This is a genomic window from Roseomonas alba (genome assembly GCF_019430885.1).
GTDB lineage: Bacteria > Pseudomonadota > Alphaproteobacteria > Acetobacterales > Acetobacteraceae > Neoroseomonas > Neoroseomonas alba.
Map to the genome: position 1 here is coordinate 403615 of NZ_JAHYBZ010000002.1, position 14300 is coordinate 417914.

The 14300-nt window shown below is 68.6% G+C and carries 12 protein-coding genes and 2 tRNA genes; 11 read left to right on the forward strand and 3 right to left on the reverse strand.

Going from position 1 to position 14300, the window contains the following annotated elements; all coding sequences use genetic code 11:
* Nucleotides 1–55: 55 nt before the first annotated feature.
* Both KPL78_RS06400 and mdoH read left to right on the forward strand, forming a co-directional pair.
* The gene (locus KPL78_RS06400) at nucleotides 56–1582 is read left to right on the forward strand and encodes an OpgD/OpgG family glucan biosynthesis protein (RefSeq protein ID WP_219762084.1); all 1527 of its coding nucleotides are present in this window, start codon (nucleotides 56–58) and stop codon (nucleotides 1580–1582) included.
* Nucleotides 1570–3336 (forward strand): glucans biosynthesis glucosyltransferase MdoH, encoded by a 1767-nt coding sequence (gene mdoH, locus KPL78_RS06405; RefSeq protein ID WP_219762085.1) that lies wholly within the window; start codon nucleotides 1570–1572, stop codon nucleotides 3334–3336. The genes KPL78_RS06400 and mdoH overlap by 13 nt, the downstream gene beginning before the upstream one ends.
* Here mdoH and KPL78_RS06410 read toward each other — a convergent pair.
* The gene (locus tag KPL78_RS06410) at nucleotides 3317–4201 is read right to left on the reverse strand and encodes an AAA family ATPase (protein WP_369412651.1); all 885 of its coding nucleotides are present in this window, start codon (nucleotides 4199–4201) and stop codon (nucleotides 3317–3319) included. The genes mdoH and KPL78_RS06410 overlap by 20 nt on opposite strands.
* Nucleotides 4198–4854 (reverse strand): SRPBCC family protein, encoded by a 657-nt coding sequence (locus KPL78_RS06415; RefSeq protein ID WP_219762086.1) that lies wholly within the window; start codon nucleotides 4852–4854, stop codon nucleotides 4198–4200. The genes KPL78_RS06410 and KPL78_RS06415 overlap by 4 nt, the downstream gene beginning before the upstream one ends.
* Before the next feature lie 138 nt (nucleotides 4855–4992).
* Between KPL78_RS06415 and KPL78_RS06420 the strand changes: the two genes are divergently transcribed.
* The 3 genes from KPL78_RS06420 (at nucleotide 4993) to KPL78_RS06430 (ending at nucleotide 8646) form a co-directional block, all read left to right on the forward strand.
* Nucleotides 4993–6417, forward strand: coding sequence for a sodium:proton antiporter (locus tag KPL78_RS06420; RefSeq protein ID WP_255568680.1), 1425 nt, complete (start codon nucleotides 4993–4995; stop codon nucleotides 6415–6417).
* Between the two features lie 10 nt (nucleotides 6418–6427).
* Nucleotides 6428–7348 (forward strand): methylisocitrate lyase, encoded by a 921-nt coding sequence (gene prpB / locus KPL78_RS06425; protein ID WP_219762087.1) that lies wholly within the window; start codon nucleotides 6428–6430, stop codon nucleotides 7346–7348.
* 209 nt (nucleotides 7349–7557) lie between these two features.
* Entirely contained in the window at nucleotides 7558–8646 is a 1089-nt protein-coding gene (locus tag KPL78_RS06430; RefSeq protein WP_219762088.1) for an OmpA family protein, read from the forward strand.
* A gap of 446 nt (nucleotides 8647–9092) precedes the next feature.
* Here KPL78_RS06430 and KPL78_RS30745 read toward each other — a convergent pair whose 3' ends face one another.
* Nucleotides 9093–10532 (reverse strand): DUF8689 domain-containing protein, encoded by a 1440-nt coding sequence (locus KPL78_RS30745; protein WP_219762089.1) that lies wholly within the window; start codon nucleotides 10530–10532, stop codon nucleotides 9093–9095.
* A gap of 157 nt (nucleotides 10533–10689) precedes the next feature.
* Between KPL78_RS30745 and KPL78_RS06440 the strand changes: the two genes are divergently transcribed.
* From KPL78_RS06440 to KPL78_RS06465, 6 genes are all read left to right on the forward strand, one after another.
* Nucleotides 10690–11817: an acetoin utilization protein AcuC gene (locus tag KPL78_RS06440; RefSeq protein WP_219762090.1), complete on the forward strand. Its 1128-nt coding sequence runs from the start codon at nucleotides 10690–10692 to the stop codon at nucleotides 11815–11817.
* A gap of 8 nt (nucleotides 11818–11825) precedes the next feature.
* Nucleotides 11826–12305 (forward strand): DUF192 domain-containing protein, encoded by a 480-nt coding sequence (locus KPL78_RS06445; protein ID WP_255568682.1) that lies wholly within the window; start codon nucleotides 11826–11828, stop codon nucleotides 12303–12305.
* Nucleotides 12306–12873: 568 nt separating this feature from the next.
* A complete protein-coding gene (locus KPL78_RS06450) occupies nucleotides 12874–13536 on the forward strand; it encodes a Hint domain-containing protein (RefSeq protein ID WP_219762091.1) in 663 nt (220 codons plus the stop codon).
* A gap of 104 nt (nucleotides 13537–13640) precedes the next feature.
* Nucleotides 13641–13714 (forward strand) — tRNA-Pro (locus tag KPL78_RS06455).
* 23 nt (nucleotides 13715–13737) lie between these two features.
* The gene (locus KPL78_RS06460; protein WP_219762092.1) at nucleotides 13738–14061 is read left to right on the forward strand and encodes an ETC complex I subunit; all 324 of its coding nucleotides are present in this window, start codon (nucleotides 13738–13740) and stop codon (nucleotides 14059–14061) included.
* Between the two features lie 21 nt (nucleotides 14062–14082).
* Nucleotides 14083–14159 (forward strand) — tRNA-Arg (locus tag KPL78_RS06465).
* Nucleotides 14160–14300 lie beyond the last annotated feature (141 nt).

The window sequence follows — 14300 nt, forward strand, 5'->3', positions numbered from 1 at the left end:
TGTCGCCGACCGGACCGGGATCGCATCGCCCCCTGTGGGCTACGGGGTGCAGCCGATGAGGCTGCGGCGCCGTCATCTGGCGCTGCTCGCCGGGGCCGCTGCCGCGGTGCCGGCCCGCGCGGCCGCGCCACAGCCAGGCCCCCCACAGCCAGGCCCCGGGGCCACGGCCTTCGAGGGCGGGACCGTTGCGGCCATCGCCCGGGACCGCGCCGGCAAGCCGCCACGAAACCTGCGCGCGACCTTGCCGCGCATGCTCGACCAGATGGATTACGATGCCTGGCGCGGCATCCGCTTCCGGCCCGACCAGGCCCTGTGGCGGGATACCGGGCTCGGCTTCCAGGTGCAGCCGCATCACCTCGGTTTCCTGTTCAAGGACAGGGTGGATCTGTTCGAGGTCACGGAAGGCCGCGCCATCCCGCTGCGCTACGACCCCGCGCAGTTCACCTTCGATGGCCCCGCGCCGCCCGCCGATATGGGCGATATCGGCTTCGCCGGCTTCCGCATCACCCATCCGCTGAACCGGCCGGACCATTTCGACGAGATCTGCGCCTTCCTCGGTGCGAGCTATTTCCGCGCCCTGGGGCGGGGGCATGTCTATGGGATCTCCGCGCGGGGGCTCGCCATCCGCACCGCAAGCCCGCAGGGGGAGGAATTCCCCTCCTTCACGGCCTTCTGGATCGAGAAGCCGGCCGCCGGTGCGCGCAGCATCACCGTCCATGCGCTGCTGGAATCGCAGTCCCTGACCGGCGCCTACCGCTTCGTCATCGCGCCCGGTGCGGGCACGGTCATGGAGGTGGAAGCCGAGTTGTTTCCGCGCACCGACGTCGCGGGCATCGGCATCGCGCCGGGGACCAGCATGTTTCTCTTCGGCCCCGGCTATCGCGGCGGCATCAGCGATTTCCGTCCCGCCGTGCACGATTCCGACGGGCTGCTGATGCGCAATGGCCGCGACGAGCAGATCTGGCGCGCCCTGTGCAACCCGAAGCGGCTTCAGGTCAGCGGCTTCCAGGACACTGCTCCGCGCGGCTTCGGGCTGATGCAACGCGCCCGCGCCTTCGCCGACTACCAGGACCTCGAGGCGCACTACCAGCGCCGCCCGGGCCTTTGGGTCGAGCCCATGGACGAATGGGGCGCGGGCGAGGTGCAACTCGTCGAAATCCCGACGCCGAGCGAGATCCACGACAACATCGTCGCCGCCTGGGTGCCGAAGGACGGTCTGAAGGCTGGCGAATCCCGGCGCATCCGCTACCGGCTGCACTGGGTTTCGGAAGCGCCGCAGCCCGGCGATCTGCTGCGCTTCGCGGCGACGCGCAGCGGGGCCGGGGGCAAGGAGGGCACGGTGCGCTTCGTGCTCGACACCACCCCGGTGCAGGGCCGCGTCGATGCGCTGCCGCCCGCCGATGTCACAGCGAGCGCCGGAACGGTGTCCAACATCGTGGTGCAATCCAACCCGGAAACCGGTGGGCTGCGCCTGTCCTTCGAACTGGAACCAGCGGGCAGCCGTCCGTGCGAGCTGCGCGCCGTGCTCGGCGCGGCGACCGCGCCCGTCTCCGAGAGCTGGACCTTCCGATGGACGGGTTGAACCTCGCCCCGGCGCTGCTGCCGCAGGAAGCGCCGGTCGCCATGCCGGTGCGTCCGCTCGCCGAAGCCCCACGCCGATGGCTCCGCGCGCCCGCTTCCCCGCCCGGGACGATGGTCGCGCGGCTGTTCGTCTTCGGCCTGGCCGCACTGGTCATCGCCGGCGCGTCCACGGAGATGTGGCGCGTGCTGGGGCTGGCGCGCTGGACGGTGTCGGGCGTGCTGATGACCGGGCTGTTCGGGGTGCTGCTCGCACCGATCGCGTTGTCCTTCTCGACCGCGTTGCTCGGCTTCCTCGTGCTTCTGCGGCGGGAGCCCGCGGCGCCGGCGCATCTAAACGTGGACGGCCGGACCGCCCTGCTGATGCCGGTCTGCAACGAGGATGTGGAGGAGGTTACCGCGCTCCTCGCGACCATGCGGCGGGAGATGCATGCGCGTGGCGCCGACGACGATTTCGACATCTTCGTCCTGAGCGACAGCCGCGATCGGGCGCTGGCGGTGGCCGAGTGCAAGGCCGTGCTGCGCCTGCGCCAGGCGCCGGGCTGCCGCGTCTTCTACCGCAACCGGGATGAGAATTCCGGCCGCAAGGCGGGCAACATCGCCGAATGGGTACGCCGTTTCGGCGCGGCCTATGAGGCCTTCATCATCCTCGACGCCGACAGCCTGATGCGCGTCGCGACCATGCGTCACCTGGTCGCCGCGATGCGCGCCGATCCCCAGGCGGGGCTGATCCAGACCGTGCCGGTGCTGACCGGCGGGCAGACGATTTTCGCCCGGCTGCAGGAATTCGCCTCCCGCGTCTATGGGCCGATCCTCGCGGCGGGGGCGGCGACCTGGCATGGCGCGGATGGCAACTACTGGGGCCACAACGCGATCATCCGCACCCGTGCCTTCGCCGAGACCTGCGGACTGCCGAGCCTGCCCGGCCGCAAGCCCTTCGGCGGGGATATCATGAGCCACGATTTCGTCGAGGCCGCGCTGCTGCGCCGCGCCGGCTGGGCGGTGCGCATGCTGCCGCGCCTGGGCGGCAGCTTCGAGGGCGGCCCGCCGACGCTGCCCGACCTCGATGCCCGTGACCGGCGCTGGTGCCAGGGCAATCTGCAGCATGCCGCGGTGATCGGGGCACCCGGGCTGCATCCGCTGTCCCGCCTGCACATGGCGATCGGGATCGGATCCTACGCTGCGGCGCTGCTGTGGCTGGTCTTCCTTATCCTCGGCATCGTCGCGGCGCTGCAGGCGCGCTTCCTCAACCCGACCTATTTCCCCGAGACGCAGGTGCTGTTCCCGCAATGGCCGGTGGTGGATGCGGAGCGCGCGGTGTGGGTCTTCGCCGCGACGCTGCTGCTGCTGCTGACGCCGAAGCTGCTCGGGGTGCTGTCGACGGCGCTGTCCCGGCAGCGGCCGCGGAGCCTGGCCGCCTGGGGGCGGCTGCTCGGCGGGGCAGTGGTGGAGATGCTCGTCTCGGCCCTGATCTCCCCGGCGACCATGGTCCGCCAGGCGGGCCATGTGATGTCGGTGCTGGTCGGCCGGGATTCGGGGTGGAAGTCGCAATGCCGCGACGCCGCGGTCCTGCCCTTCTCCGAGGCGCTGCGCTTCGCCCGGGCGGGCGTCGTGCTGGGGCTTCTCCTGCTCGCCGCCGCGCTGGCGGTGGATCCGGGACTGGCGGCCTGGATGTCGCCAGTGATCGTCGGGTTGCTGCTGTCGCCGCCGCTGATCTGGGCGACGGCGCAGCCGATGGTCAGCCGGCGACCTCGCTGATCAGCCGCGCCGCTTCGGCACCGCGTAGCTTGGCGATGTCGTCCTGGTATTTCAGCAGCACGCCCAGCGTCTCATCGACGGCGCCGGGTTCCAGGGCCTTGGCGTCAAGGGCCGAGAGGGCCTGCGCCCAATCGATCGTCTCGGCCACGCCGGGCAGCTTGAAGTAGTCTCCCTCGCGGACCTTCTGCACGAAGGCGACGATCTGCGCGGATAGCTTCTCGGGCAGGCCCGGGGCGCGCAGGTGCAGGATCGCCCGCTCCCGCCCCGCATCGGGGTAATCCACCCAATGATACAGGCAGCGCCGGCGCACCGCGTCATGCACCTCCCGCGTCCGGTTGGAGGTGATGATCACGACCGGCGGCGTGATCGCCTTCACCGTGCCGAGCTCGGGGATGCTGATCTGGAAATCCGCCAGGATCTCCAGCAGGAAGGCCTCGAAGGGCTCATCCGCTCGGTCCAGCTCGTCGATCAGCAGGACGGAGGGCTCGCCCTCCAGCGCCTGGAGCAACGGGCGGGATTGCAGGAACTTGCGGTCGTAGATGCCGCGCTCGATCGCCTCCCGATCCGTCTCGCCGGAGGCCTCGGCCAAGCGGATGGCCATGAGCTGCCGCGCATGGTTCCACTCATAGGCCGCCGAGGAAATGTCGAGCCCGTCATAGCATTGCAGCCGGACCAGGTGCCGCGGCAGCATCTTCGCGAGCACCTTGGCGATCTCGGTCTTGCCGGTGCCGGGCTCGCCCTCGAGGAAGAGCGGGCGGCCCATGCGCAGCGCGAGATGCACCGTGGTCGCCAGCGCGCGGTCGGCGACATAGCCGCCGGCTGCGAGCAGCGCCTGGGTCTCTTCCACTGAACCCGGCAGGGTCACAGGAACATCAGCGCCAGGATGACCAGCCAGACCACTCCGCCGGCCCAGGCGAGCAGCGGAATGCCGAGCGGCGCTTCCGGTAGCAGGTCGAAGATCGAAATCCCGGCCGGCGCGGTGACCGGCGCACGCGGCGCGGCCGGGGCGGGCGCAGCAGCCGCCGCGGCGACGGGCTCGCCGGCCGGGGCCGGGGCAGGGGCCTCGACCGGGGGCGGCGGGGCGACGGCCGCGGCGAAGCGGTCGAAGAACTGGTCGGACATCTGCTTGGCCGTGCTGTCGATCAGCCGGGCGCCGAGCTGCGCCATCTTGCCGCCGACCTGGGCCTTCACGGCGTATTTCAGCAGCGTCTCGTCCGCGCTGATTTCCTCCAGCGCCACATCCGCCCCGCCCTTGGCGAAGCCCATGGCGCCGCCGTTCCCTTCGCCGGTGATGGTGTAGGACACCGGGGCGTTGATGTTCTCCAGCTTCACCTTGCCGCCGAACTTCGCGGCCATGGGACCGATCTTGATCGAGACCTTGGCCTCGAAGGCATCCTCGGCCGTGCGGGTCACGGATTCGCAGCCGGGGATCGCGGCACGCAGCATCTCGGGGTCGTTCAGAGCATCCCAGACGCGCTGGCGCGGCGCCTGGATGCGGCGCTCGCCGCTCATATCCATGGGGTGTTCTCCTGTGTGCTGGTCAAACTAGGGCGGGGGGCGGGGGTGGAAAAGGGGTCGCCCCCCTTGTGGCATCGGCGTGCGTCCTGCAAGGACGGTCGGGGACCGCCCCGGCGGCCCCGCGGAGAAGGAGGTAGGATGCGACTGGCCCGCGCCATGTCCGCCGCCACGATACCCGCCCTGGCGGCTGCCGCGCTGGCCATTCTGCCCGCGACACCGGCCGCCGCGGCCGAGGTCTCGGGGGCGGAACTGTCGGTGTTTTGGGGCATACCCTTTGTGGGCATGCTGCTGTCGATCGCCCTGATGCCCCTGCTGGCCGGGCATATCTGGCATCATCACTACGGGAAGATATCAGCCGGCTGGGCGGCCCTGCTGGTGCTGCCCTTCGCCATCGCCTTCGGCCCCGAGGTCGCGGCCGGCGAAGTCTGGCACATCATGTTGCAGGAATACATTCCCTTCATTGCCCTGCTGCTGGCGCTCTACGTCACCGGCGGCGGGGTATTGCTGAAGGGGACCCTGGTCGGCACGCCGCTGGTCAATGTCGCGCTGTTGGCACTCGGGACGGTCATCGCCTCGATCATGGGAACGACCGGGGCGTCGATGCTGCTGATCCGGCCCGTGCTGCGGGCCAATGCCTTCCGGCGGCGCAAGACGCATACCTTCGTCTTCTTCATCTTCCTGGTCAGCAACATCGGGGGCTCGCTGACCCCGCTCGGCGATCCGCCGCTCTATCTCGGCTTCCTCAAGGGCGTGTCCTTCTTCTGGACCACGACGCATCTGTTCAGCGAGTTCCTGTTCTGCGCCGTGCTGCTGCTTGCTGCCTACTATGTGCTGGACGTCATGGCCTGGGCCCGGGAGAAGGCCGCGATCCCCGATACCGGCGCGAAGGAGCCGCTGCGCCTCGAAGGCCTGGTGAACCTCGCCCTGATCGGCGTGGTGGTGGTCATGGTCCTTGTCCAGGGCGCCTGGCAGCCCGGCGAGGTCAGCCTTTTCGGCCAGCATATCGGGGCCGAAAGGCTGCTCGGGGTGGTCGTCTTCGTCGCCGTTGCCTTCGTCTCCATGCGCCTGACACCGGTCGCGTTGCGCGAGGCGAACGGATTCGCCTGGGGCGCCATCCTTGAAGTGGCCAAGCTGTTCGCCGCCATCTTCGTCACCATGTCGCCGGTGCTCGCCATCCTGCGGGCGGGGGAGGCGGGGGCTGCGGCGCCGCTGGTCGCGCTGACCTCCGGGCCGCATGGGGAGCCGATCCCCTGGGTCTATTTCTGGCTGAGCGGCGCGTTGTCCTCCTTCCTCGACAACGCGCCGACCTACCTGGTCTTCTTCAACCTGGCCGGCGGCGATCCCATCCACCTGATGACCGAGGGCGCGCTGACCCTCGCCGCGATATCCTGCGGGGCGGTGTTCATGGGCGCCAATTCCTACATCGGCAATGCGCCGAACTTCATGGTCAAGGCGATCGTCGAGGAGAATGGGGAGCGCATGCCCTCCTTCTTCGGCTATTGCGCCTGGGCTTTGGTCTTCCTGGTCCCGCTCTTTATCCTCGTCACCCTGATCTTCTTCTGAGGAGCGCCTGATGCCCTACGTCATCGCCGACGACATTCCGGACGAACCGGCCGGCGTCCGTTTCCGCCGCTTGCTCGACCGGCCGGAGATCCTGCAACTGCCGGGCGCCCATCTTGGCATCGCCGCGCTGCTCGCCAAGAAGCAGGGCTTCCCCGGGCTCTACATGTCGGGCGCGGCGATGTCCGCGACCATGGGCCTGCCCGACCTCGGCATGATCACCGTGGACGACGTCGCCTGGCACATCCGACAGGTGGTACGCGCTTCCGCCCTGCCGGTGCTGGTCGATGGCGACACCGGCTATGGCGAGGCGCTCAACGTCATGCACATGGTCCGCAGCTTCGAGGAAGCGGGCGCGGCTGCCGTGCATCTGGAAGACCAGCTGTTGCCCAAGAAGTGCGGGCATCTGAACGACAAGAAGCTTGCCGCCGCCGAGGACATGGCCGCCAAGGTTGCCGCCGCGCGCAAGGCCCGCAAGCACCTCTACATCATCGCCCGCACCGATGCGGCGGCGTCCGAGGGCATGGACGGCGCCGTGGCGCGCGCGAAGCTGTATCTGGAAGCCGGCGCCGACGCGATCTTCCCTGAAGCGCTGAACACCCGAGAGATGTTCGTCGAATTCGCGAAGCGCATGCCCGGCGTGAAGTTGCTCGCCAACATGACCGAATTCGGCCGCACCCCCTTCTTCACCGCCGCCGAGTTCCAGGAGATGGGCTATGCGATGGTGATCTGGCCGGTGAGCCATCTGCGCGTCGCCGCGCGCGGGATGGAGGAGCTCTATGCCGCCATCGCCCGCGACGGCGGGACGCAGAAGATGGTCGAGCGGATGCAGACCCGGGCGCAGCTCTACGAGACCATTCACTACCAGGAATACGAGGCGCTCGACGCGACGCTGGTGAAGACCATCGTCCCCGAGGGCATGCCCCAGCGCTGAACGTCTGGGCGGAAATGCGCCGCCTCGCGCATTTCCGCCTGCGGCCTCGCCAGGCTGGCCAATGTCAGACGTAAAATATGCGTCAGATCACTGACGTTTCGTTGATTAGATGAAATCTTAGCGGCTCAATTCCGGTGCGGGGAAACCGGACGGGGGGAGGAGTCGCTGCCTGCCGCCGGCCCCCGCAGCTTTCGGCGAAAGGTCTCATCATGCGCGCATTCCTCCTCGCAACAGCAGCCGTGATCGGCGTCAGCGGAGCCGCCTCGGCCCAGCATGTCAGCGGCCTCTACATCTCGGGTGGGGCCATGCTGAACTTCCTGCAGGACAGCAACCTCTCGCTGAGTCCCGGCTTGGCCAACAGCCAGGCGCTGACCGGCATGGGGAGTAGCGGCAACATCTCCTACAATGTCGGCTATGGCGGAGCGCTTGCCCTCGGCTACGGCTTCGGCAACGGCCTGCGCGCCGAATTCGAAGGCAGCTACCGCTACAACGAAGTGGACGGCATGGCCGGCTTCAACGGCGGCGGCAGCTTCGGGCAGTTCCGCGGCAGCCAGCGGACCTATGGCGTCATGGCCAACCTGCTCTACGAGTTCAATGTCGCCCCCTATTTCCGCCCCTATCTCGGCGCCGGCATCGGTTGGATGTGGACGGAATGGCATTCCGTGCGCGGCACCAACCAGATCGCGCGCATCGGGTCCGACGACACCGACAGCAACTTCGCCTATCAGCTCATCGCCGGCTTCGCGGTGCCCATCAGCGAGCGCTGGGCGCTGACGCTGGACTACCGCTTCATGCAGGTGGTCGATCCGGAACTCGACGGGCTCGCGGCGCGCGTCGTCACGCCCTATGGCACCGCGCGCGGCAAGATCGACACGGAGAGCTTCAACCACTCGATCCTGCTGGGCGTGCGCTACAGCTTCGGCGCGGCGCCGCCGCCCGCGCCGCCGCCGGCGGTCGCCCCGGCGCCGACCCGCACCTTCCTGGTCTTCTTCGACTGGAACAGGGCCGACCTGACCGACCGCGCGCGGCAGATCATCGCCGAGGCCGCGCAGGCCCGCACCCAGCAGCAGGTCACGCGCATCGAGGTGAATGGCTACACGGATACCTCGGGCTCGGCGCAATACAACATGGGCCTGTCGGTCCGCCGCGCGAACGCCGTGGCCGCGGAACTCGTCCGCCTGGGCGTGCCGCGGCAGGAGATCACCGCGCGCGGTTTCGGCGAGACGAACCTGCTGGTCGCAACGCCGGACAATACGCGCGAGCCGCAGAACCGGCGGGTGGAGATCATCCTCCGTTGACGGCCTGGGCGTCGGCCGCCTTGGTCGGACCGACGGCCGCGGATGGAGATTGGAGAGGGGCTCTGCCCCTCTCCAAACCTCACCCTGCCAAAGGCCACAGGGCCTTTGGAAACCGTCACTTGGCATCATGCACGACGGTCAGAACGAGTGCCGAGACCTGCTCTTGCGCGCGAAGGGCGTTTGACGGGTGCAGTCCAACTGCTGCGCCCTGAGCCCCAAAGATTGCGTTCCAAGTACTCCAGGCACTTGGCGGGATGGTTTGGAGGGGCAGCGCCCCTCCAACCCCACAGCTGAGGCATCGGGGTGCCCAGGAAGGCCTTTCGGCCTTCGGCGGGGCATGAAGCACCGCTTCGCGCCGAGAGGGGCAAAGCCGCTCTCGGTTCTGCCGATCAGGAAAAAGCCGCCACCATTCAGGATCATGCCCTCGCCGGGCGCCGCGACCCGGGCTACGCCCGCGCCGAGGTCCCGCCCGCGCCTTCCACCAGCAGGTTCCCCAGCGCGAAGCGGATCGTCTGGTCGTTCGCCACCCGGGGCTGGCCGAGGAAGGTACAGAAATCGGAGATCTGCTGCGGGATCTCGGCCGCCTGGTAGTAGGCGAGAGGCGTCCCGTGCTGCAGGATCGATTCGATAGTGAGGACCATCGCGTCCTCGGAATAGGCGATGCCGTGTTCCTCGGCCTTGCTTCGCAGCAGCACCGCGAATTCGGCGGTGGTCGGCCCATGCACGTGAATCTTGTAGGGCAGGCGGCGCAGGAAGGCCGGGTCCATCAGGTCGCGCGGCGACAGGTTGGTGGAGAAGACCAGCAACTGGTCGAAGGGGATCTGGAAGGATTGCCCGGTGTGCAGCTTCAGGAAGTCGATGCGCCGGTCCATCGGCACGACCCAGCGGTTCAGCAGCGCCTCGGGACGGACGAGCTGGCGGCCGAAATCGTCGATCAGCAGCACGCCGTTCATCGCCTTCACATGCAAGGGGGCTTCGTAGAAGCGGGCATTCTCCTCGAACTTCAGGTCGAGCATGTCGAGGCTGAGCTCGCCGCCCGCCGCGACGAAGGGCCGGCGGCAGGGGATCCAGCGCGGGTCGAACTCGTCGGCGAAGAGGCTCGTCGTGGTCGACCGGCCGCTGCCGGCGCCGAGCCGCCGGTGCACCGACGGATCGAAGACCTTCACGATCTGCCCCGCGACCTCGAAGCAATGCGGGATCAGGACCATGGCTCCGAAGGTCTTGACCATGCGCTCGGCGATCGAGGTCTTGCCATTGCCCGGCGCGCCATAGAGCAGGATCGACCGCCCCGCATTCGCCGCGATGCCGACCTTGGCGAGGAGATCCTGCTCGACCACCAGCGGATGCATGGCATCGGCGACGGCGGCCGCGGTGACGGTCTCGCTCGCGATGGTCTGGCGCCGCACGCGGCGCGCATACTCCTCCAGTGAGACGGGCAGTGGGCCGATATAGGCGCTGTTGGTGAAGGCCTCGACGGCCATGGAGCGGCCGCGTGGCGTGAGATCCACGCGCAACTCACCCGCCACGATGCCGGGCTTGAGTTCGACGATGCCCTGGGCACGCGCCTCCTCGATCAGCACCGTGGCGAGACGGCGGGAGATGGCCAGGGTCTGCGCAATGCTCGCCGTCGATCCCTGGCCGGTGTTGGACAGGAACTTCACCAGCATGTCGAAGACCATTCGGGTGTCGATGCCAAGTTCGCGAATGCCGTCGGGCGGTGGCGGCAGACCCTCCTGCAGGTCGGCGACGGTGGCGGCGTTGAGCAGGCCCATCTCGACCAGCACCTCGCCGAGGGGGCGGCCGGTCCGCGCCTGGCGCTCCAGCGCGTCGTTCACGTCGTGCCGTGACAGCAGTTCGAGGGCGACGATCAGGTCACTGAAGCGCACGGCAGATCTCCTGGTCGCACGACGCGACGCCGGGAGGCGCCCGCGAATCGACGCGGCCGAAGGCTAACCGGCCGCCGCGACCCGGTCCAACACGGGCACGGGGCGGGCCAGGGCCTTGCGCGGCGCCGTGGCCGGACCCAATCCTGATGGGCGCGCCATGCCCCCCATCCTGATCGGCTCCGAAATCTACCGACGCTCCAGCTACGGGCCGAAGCATCCGCTGGCGATCCCGCGCGTCTCGACGATGCTCGACCTGGTCCGCGCGCTCGGCTGGGTGACGCCGGGTCAATACCGTGACAGCCCGATGGCCGCGCCCGAGGAACTGGCCCGCTTCCATGCCCCCGACTACATCGCCGCGCTGCAAAGGGCCGAGGCCACCCAGGCGGTGAGTGCGGAGGACCGGGCGCGCTATCGCCTCGGCGCCGACGGCAATCCGGTCTATCGCGAGATGTTCCGCCGTCCGGCGACCAGCGCCGGCGGGACGATGCTCGCCGCGCGGCTGACGCGCGACGGCGGCATCGTCCATGTCCCGGGCGGCGGCACGCATCATGGGCAGCGCGACAGGGCGAGCGGCTTCTGCTTCGTGAACGATGCGGTGCTCGGCCTGCTAACCTGGCTCGATGCGGGGCTGACGAACCTCCTCTACCTCGACATCGACGCGCATCACGGGGATGGGGTGCAGGACGCATTCCACGACGACCCGCGCGTCTTCACGCTCAGCATCCATGAAGGCGGCCGCTGGCCTTTCACGGGCGACAGCATGGACCGGGCGGGCGGGCATGCCCGCAACATCCCGGTCCCGCCCGGCTTTCATGACAGCGAGATGCTCTGGGTCCTGCACCAGGCGATCCTGCCGCTGATCCACCGCCTGCGGCCCCAGGCCATCATGATCCAATGCGGCGCCGATGGACTGGAGGAGGATCCGCTCGCGCGCCTGTCCCTCTCCAACAATGCGCATCGCGACGTGGTGCGGGCGGTGATGGGTCTCGCGCCACGGCTGATCGTGCTGGGCGGGGGCGGCTACAATCCCTGGTCCGTGGCGCGTTGCTGGGCCGGGATCTGGGGCGTGCTCAACGGCCACGTCATGCCCGGGCGCCTGCCGCCGGACGCCGAGGCCGTGTTGCGCGGCCTGACCTTCTCGCGCGCCGCGGGGCGCCACCCGCCTGAGGCCTGGTTCACCACCCTGGCCGATCCGCCGCGCCCCGGCGTCGTGCGCGCCGTGGTGCGCCGCGCCGCCGAGGACGCGCTGCGGGACCTTCCCACCCCACCACCCCCCATGGCATGAGACACCCCATGATGCATCGCCGTGCCCTGCTGGCCGCCTTCGCCCTGATCCCTGCCGCGCTGCGCGCGCAGCCCGGGGTCGATGCGCCGCAGCCGCGCCTGCCGACGGAGCCGCTGGTCATCGTCACCCGTGACGGGCGGCGCCTGCCGTTCACGGTGGAGATGGCGATCCAGCCCGACCAGCAGATGATCGGCCTGATGTTCCGTCCCGACGTGAAGGCGGATGAGGGGATGCTGTTCGATTGGGGCAGCCCGCGCGAGAGCAGCATGTGGATGCGTAACACCATCGCGCCACTCGACATGGTGTTCATCGCCGCCGACGGGCGGATCCATCGCATTGCCGAGCGCACCGTGCCGCAATCCCTGGCCACGGTGTCGTCCAACGGACCGGTGCGGGCGACGCTGGAACTGAAGGCGGGCGTCACCGAGCAGCTCGACATCCGGCCGGGCGATCGGGTGCTGCAGCGGATCTTCGGCACCGCGCCGTAAGGCGCCGGTCAGCCCGGCCGCTGCGTTCGTGTGGCCTGAGGCGTTTCCGACAGCAGGGCTATTGGGCGGATACCGTGGGCATGACGCGCATGCCCACCTCGGTGGCGCTTTGCGCTGTCAGTTGTTGCGACGGCGTCGCGGCTGCGCTCTCCGCCGGCGCTCGCGGATAGCGGCCTCCGAGCACAATCTCAGCGAAAGAGATATGAAAACACATTCGCGCAAGCGGCGAGATTCTCTGTGTGTCGCGTCACCAAAGGTTTCCAGATTCGCGTTGGAGAGGATATTTTAACTGGATATACAACCACAACGAGTTGATCCTGCCTGTCCCTCCTCCTGAAGGGCGTGTGGGTGAATGAACGTCATCGGGTGTGCAGGCGTGATCTGGACAATCCCTACGGCGTCCGGGAGCGACCATCGCGCTCATCAGCTGGTAGGGAGGATGAAACGCGGGGTTGTACGGCTGTCAGGCCGTGTCGCTCTGCAACCATTGCGGCCTTTGCCTGTTTCCTGGGACACCCATGATTGTGCCTTCATGTCTGGCGCAGACGCGTAGAGGAGAATTCGAGCCATGCGGGGTTTGATCATGAAGGCTCTGCGGGATCTGCCGCATCCCCGCAGGATGCGGTCGATGCCGGTCGAGGCGCGCACGACGCCGGCCGATGCGATGCCGCGGTCGCTGCCCGTGCGGCATCAGGCCGTGGCCAGCCTCTTCGCGGGGACCCAGGTATTGACCCGGGGCGGTGAGGTTCCCGTGGAATCGCTCGACGCCGGTCAGTTCGTGATGAGCCTGGGTGTGGGGGCACATTGGCGCCCGGTGATGCGCGTTGCGCCGCGCCACGTCGATCGGGCCACCGCCCCGGGCCTCGGCGCCGGGGCGCTGACCGAAGCCCCGATCCTGATCCGCGCTGATGCCCTGATGAAGGGCTCGCCGATTCGCGACATCCGTGTCGCCCCCGGGCAGGGTATCTGGCTCGAGGGCAGGGTGGTGCCCGCCTGCCTGCTGGTGAATGGCCTGACCATCCTGCGGGAACGCCGCGATGGCCCGGTCGTCTACCACGACCTGTATATGGAGGAGCCGGCCCTGCTGATCGCCGACGGCACGCTGATCGAAAGTGGGCCGGGCGGTGAGCCGGGCCCTGACGCGGCGCCCCTGTTGCTCGAGGGGGCGGCACTCGACGCGATCCATGAGAGGCTGGAGCAGCGTGCCCGCGCGATGTCGGGGCGCGCCTGAGCGGCGGCTCCGAGGCTCCTCTGCCATCCATCCGCCGCAACACGCGTCAGGTTGCGCCATGCGATGGCCGTCCATGGGCATTCATGCTAGAGCGTGCTCGAAGACGGGGCGTAGCGCAGTCTGGTAGCGCACTTGGTTTGGGACCAAGGGGTCGCTGGTTCGAATCCAGTCGCCCCGATTCGCTGTTCGAGGACCGTAGGCATGTCGCAGCAGAAGGGCCTGGCCCGCATCTACCAGCCGCCGAAATCGGCAATGCAGTCCGGCCGCGCCGGGACGCATGACTGGCTGCTGGAATACGCGCCGTCGGAGGCCAAGGTGCTCGATTCGCTCACCGGTTGGGTCGGTTCGGGGGATACGCGCCGTCAGGTCCATCTGCGCTTCGAGACTCGGGACCAGGCCATCGCTTACGCGGAGGCACAGGGCATTGCCTATGAGGTCGAGGCTCCGGCAGCACCGGCGGCGATGAAACCCAAGGCTTATGCCGACAATTTCCGCTTCGGCCGCTACGAGAACTGGTCGCACTGACGCGGTCGCCGGAAGGCATGGGCGCCCTTAGCTCAGTTGGATAGAGCATCGACCTTCTAAGTCGAATGTCGGGGGTTCGAATCCCTCAGGGCGCGCCAGACCACCCCTCGAGAAATGGCGGATTTCCGCGGGTTTTGGCCCGCTTCGCAGGGAAGGGGATCGGTTCCGTCCCTACAGCGTTCCCCACAGCGGAGGCCGTCCCCGCATTCCGCCGCGCAGATCAAACGCGGTCCCGCTTT

Bases quoted from the DNA above. Each gene is read 5' to 3' on its own strand.
- KPL78_RS06460 (WP_219762092.1), top strand. From the start codon at position 13,738: ATGTCGCAGCAGAAGGGCCTGGCCCGCATCTACCAGCCGCCGAAATCG.
- KPL78_RS06400 (WP_219762084.1), top strand. From the start codon at position 56: ATGAGGCTGCGGCGCCGTCATCTGGCGCTGCTCGCCGGGGCCGCTGCC.
- KPL78_RS06445 (WP_255568682.1), top strand. From the start codon at position 11,826: ATGATGCATCGCCGTGCCCTGCTGGCCGCCTTCGCCCTGATCCCTGCC.
- KPL78_RS06420 (WP_255568680.1), top strand. From the start codon at position 4,993: ATGCGACTGGCCCGCGCCATGTCCGCCGCCACGATACCCGCCCTGGCG.
- prpB (WP_219762087.1), top strand. From the start codon at position 6,428: ATGCCCTACGTCATCGCCGACGACATTCCGGACGAACCGGCCGGCGTC.
- KPL78_RS06450 (WP_219762091.1), top strand. From the start codon at position 12,874: ATGCGGGGTTTGATCATGAAGGCTCTGCGGGATCTGCCGCATCCCCGC.
- mdoH (WP_219762085.1), top strand. From the start codon at position 1,570: ATGGACGGGTTGAACCTCGCCCCGGCGCTGCTGCCGCAGGAAGCGCCG.
- KPL78_RS06430 (WP_219762088.1), top strand. From the start codon at position 7,558: ATGCGCGCATTCCTCCTCGCAACAGCAGCCGTGATCGGCGTCAGCGGA.
- KPL78_RS06440 (WP_219762090.1), top strand. From the start codon at position 10,690: ATGCCCCCCATCCTGATCGGCTCCGAAATCTACCGACGCTCCAGCTAC.
- KPL78_RS06415 (WP_219762086.1), bottom strand. From the start codon at position 4,854: ATGGATATGAGCGGCGAGCGCCGCATCCAGGCGCCGCGCCAGCGCGTC.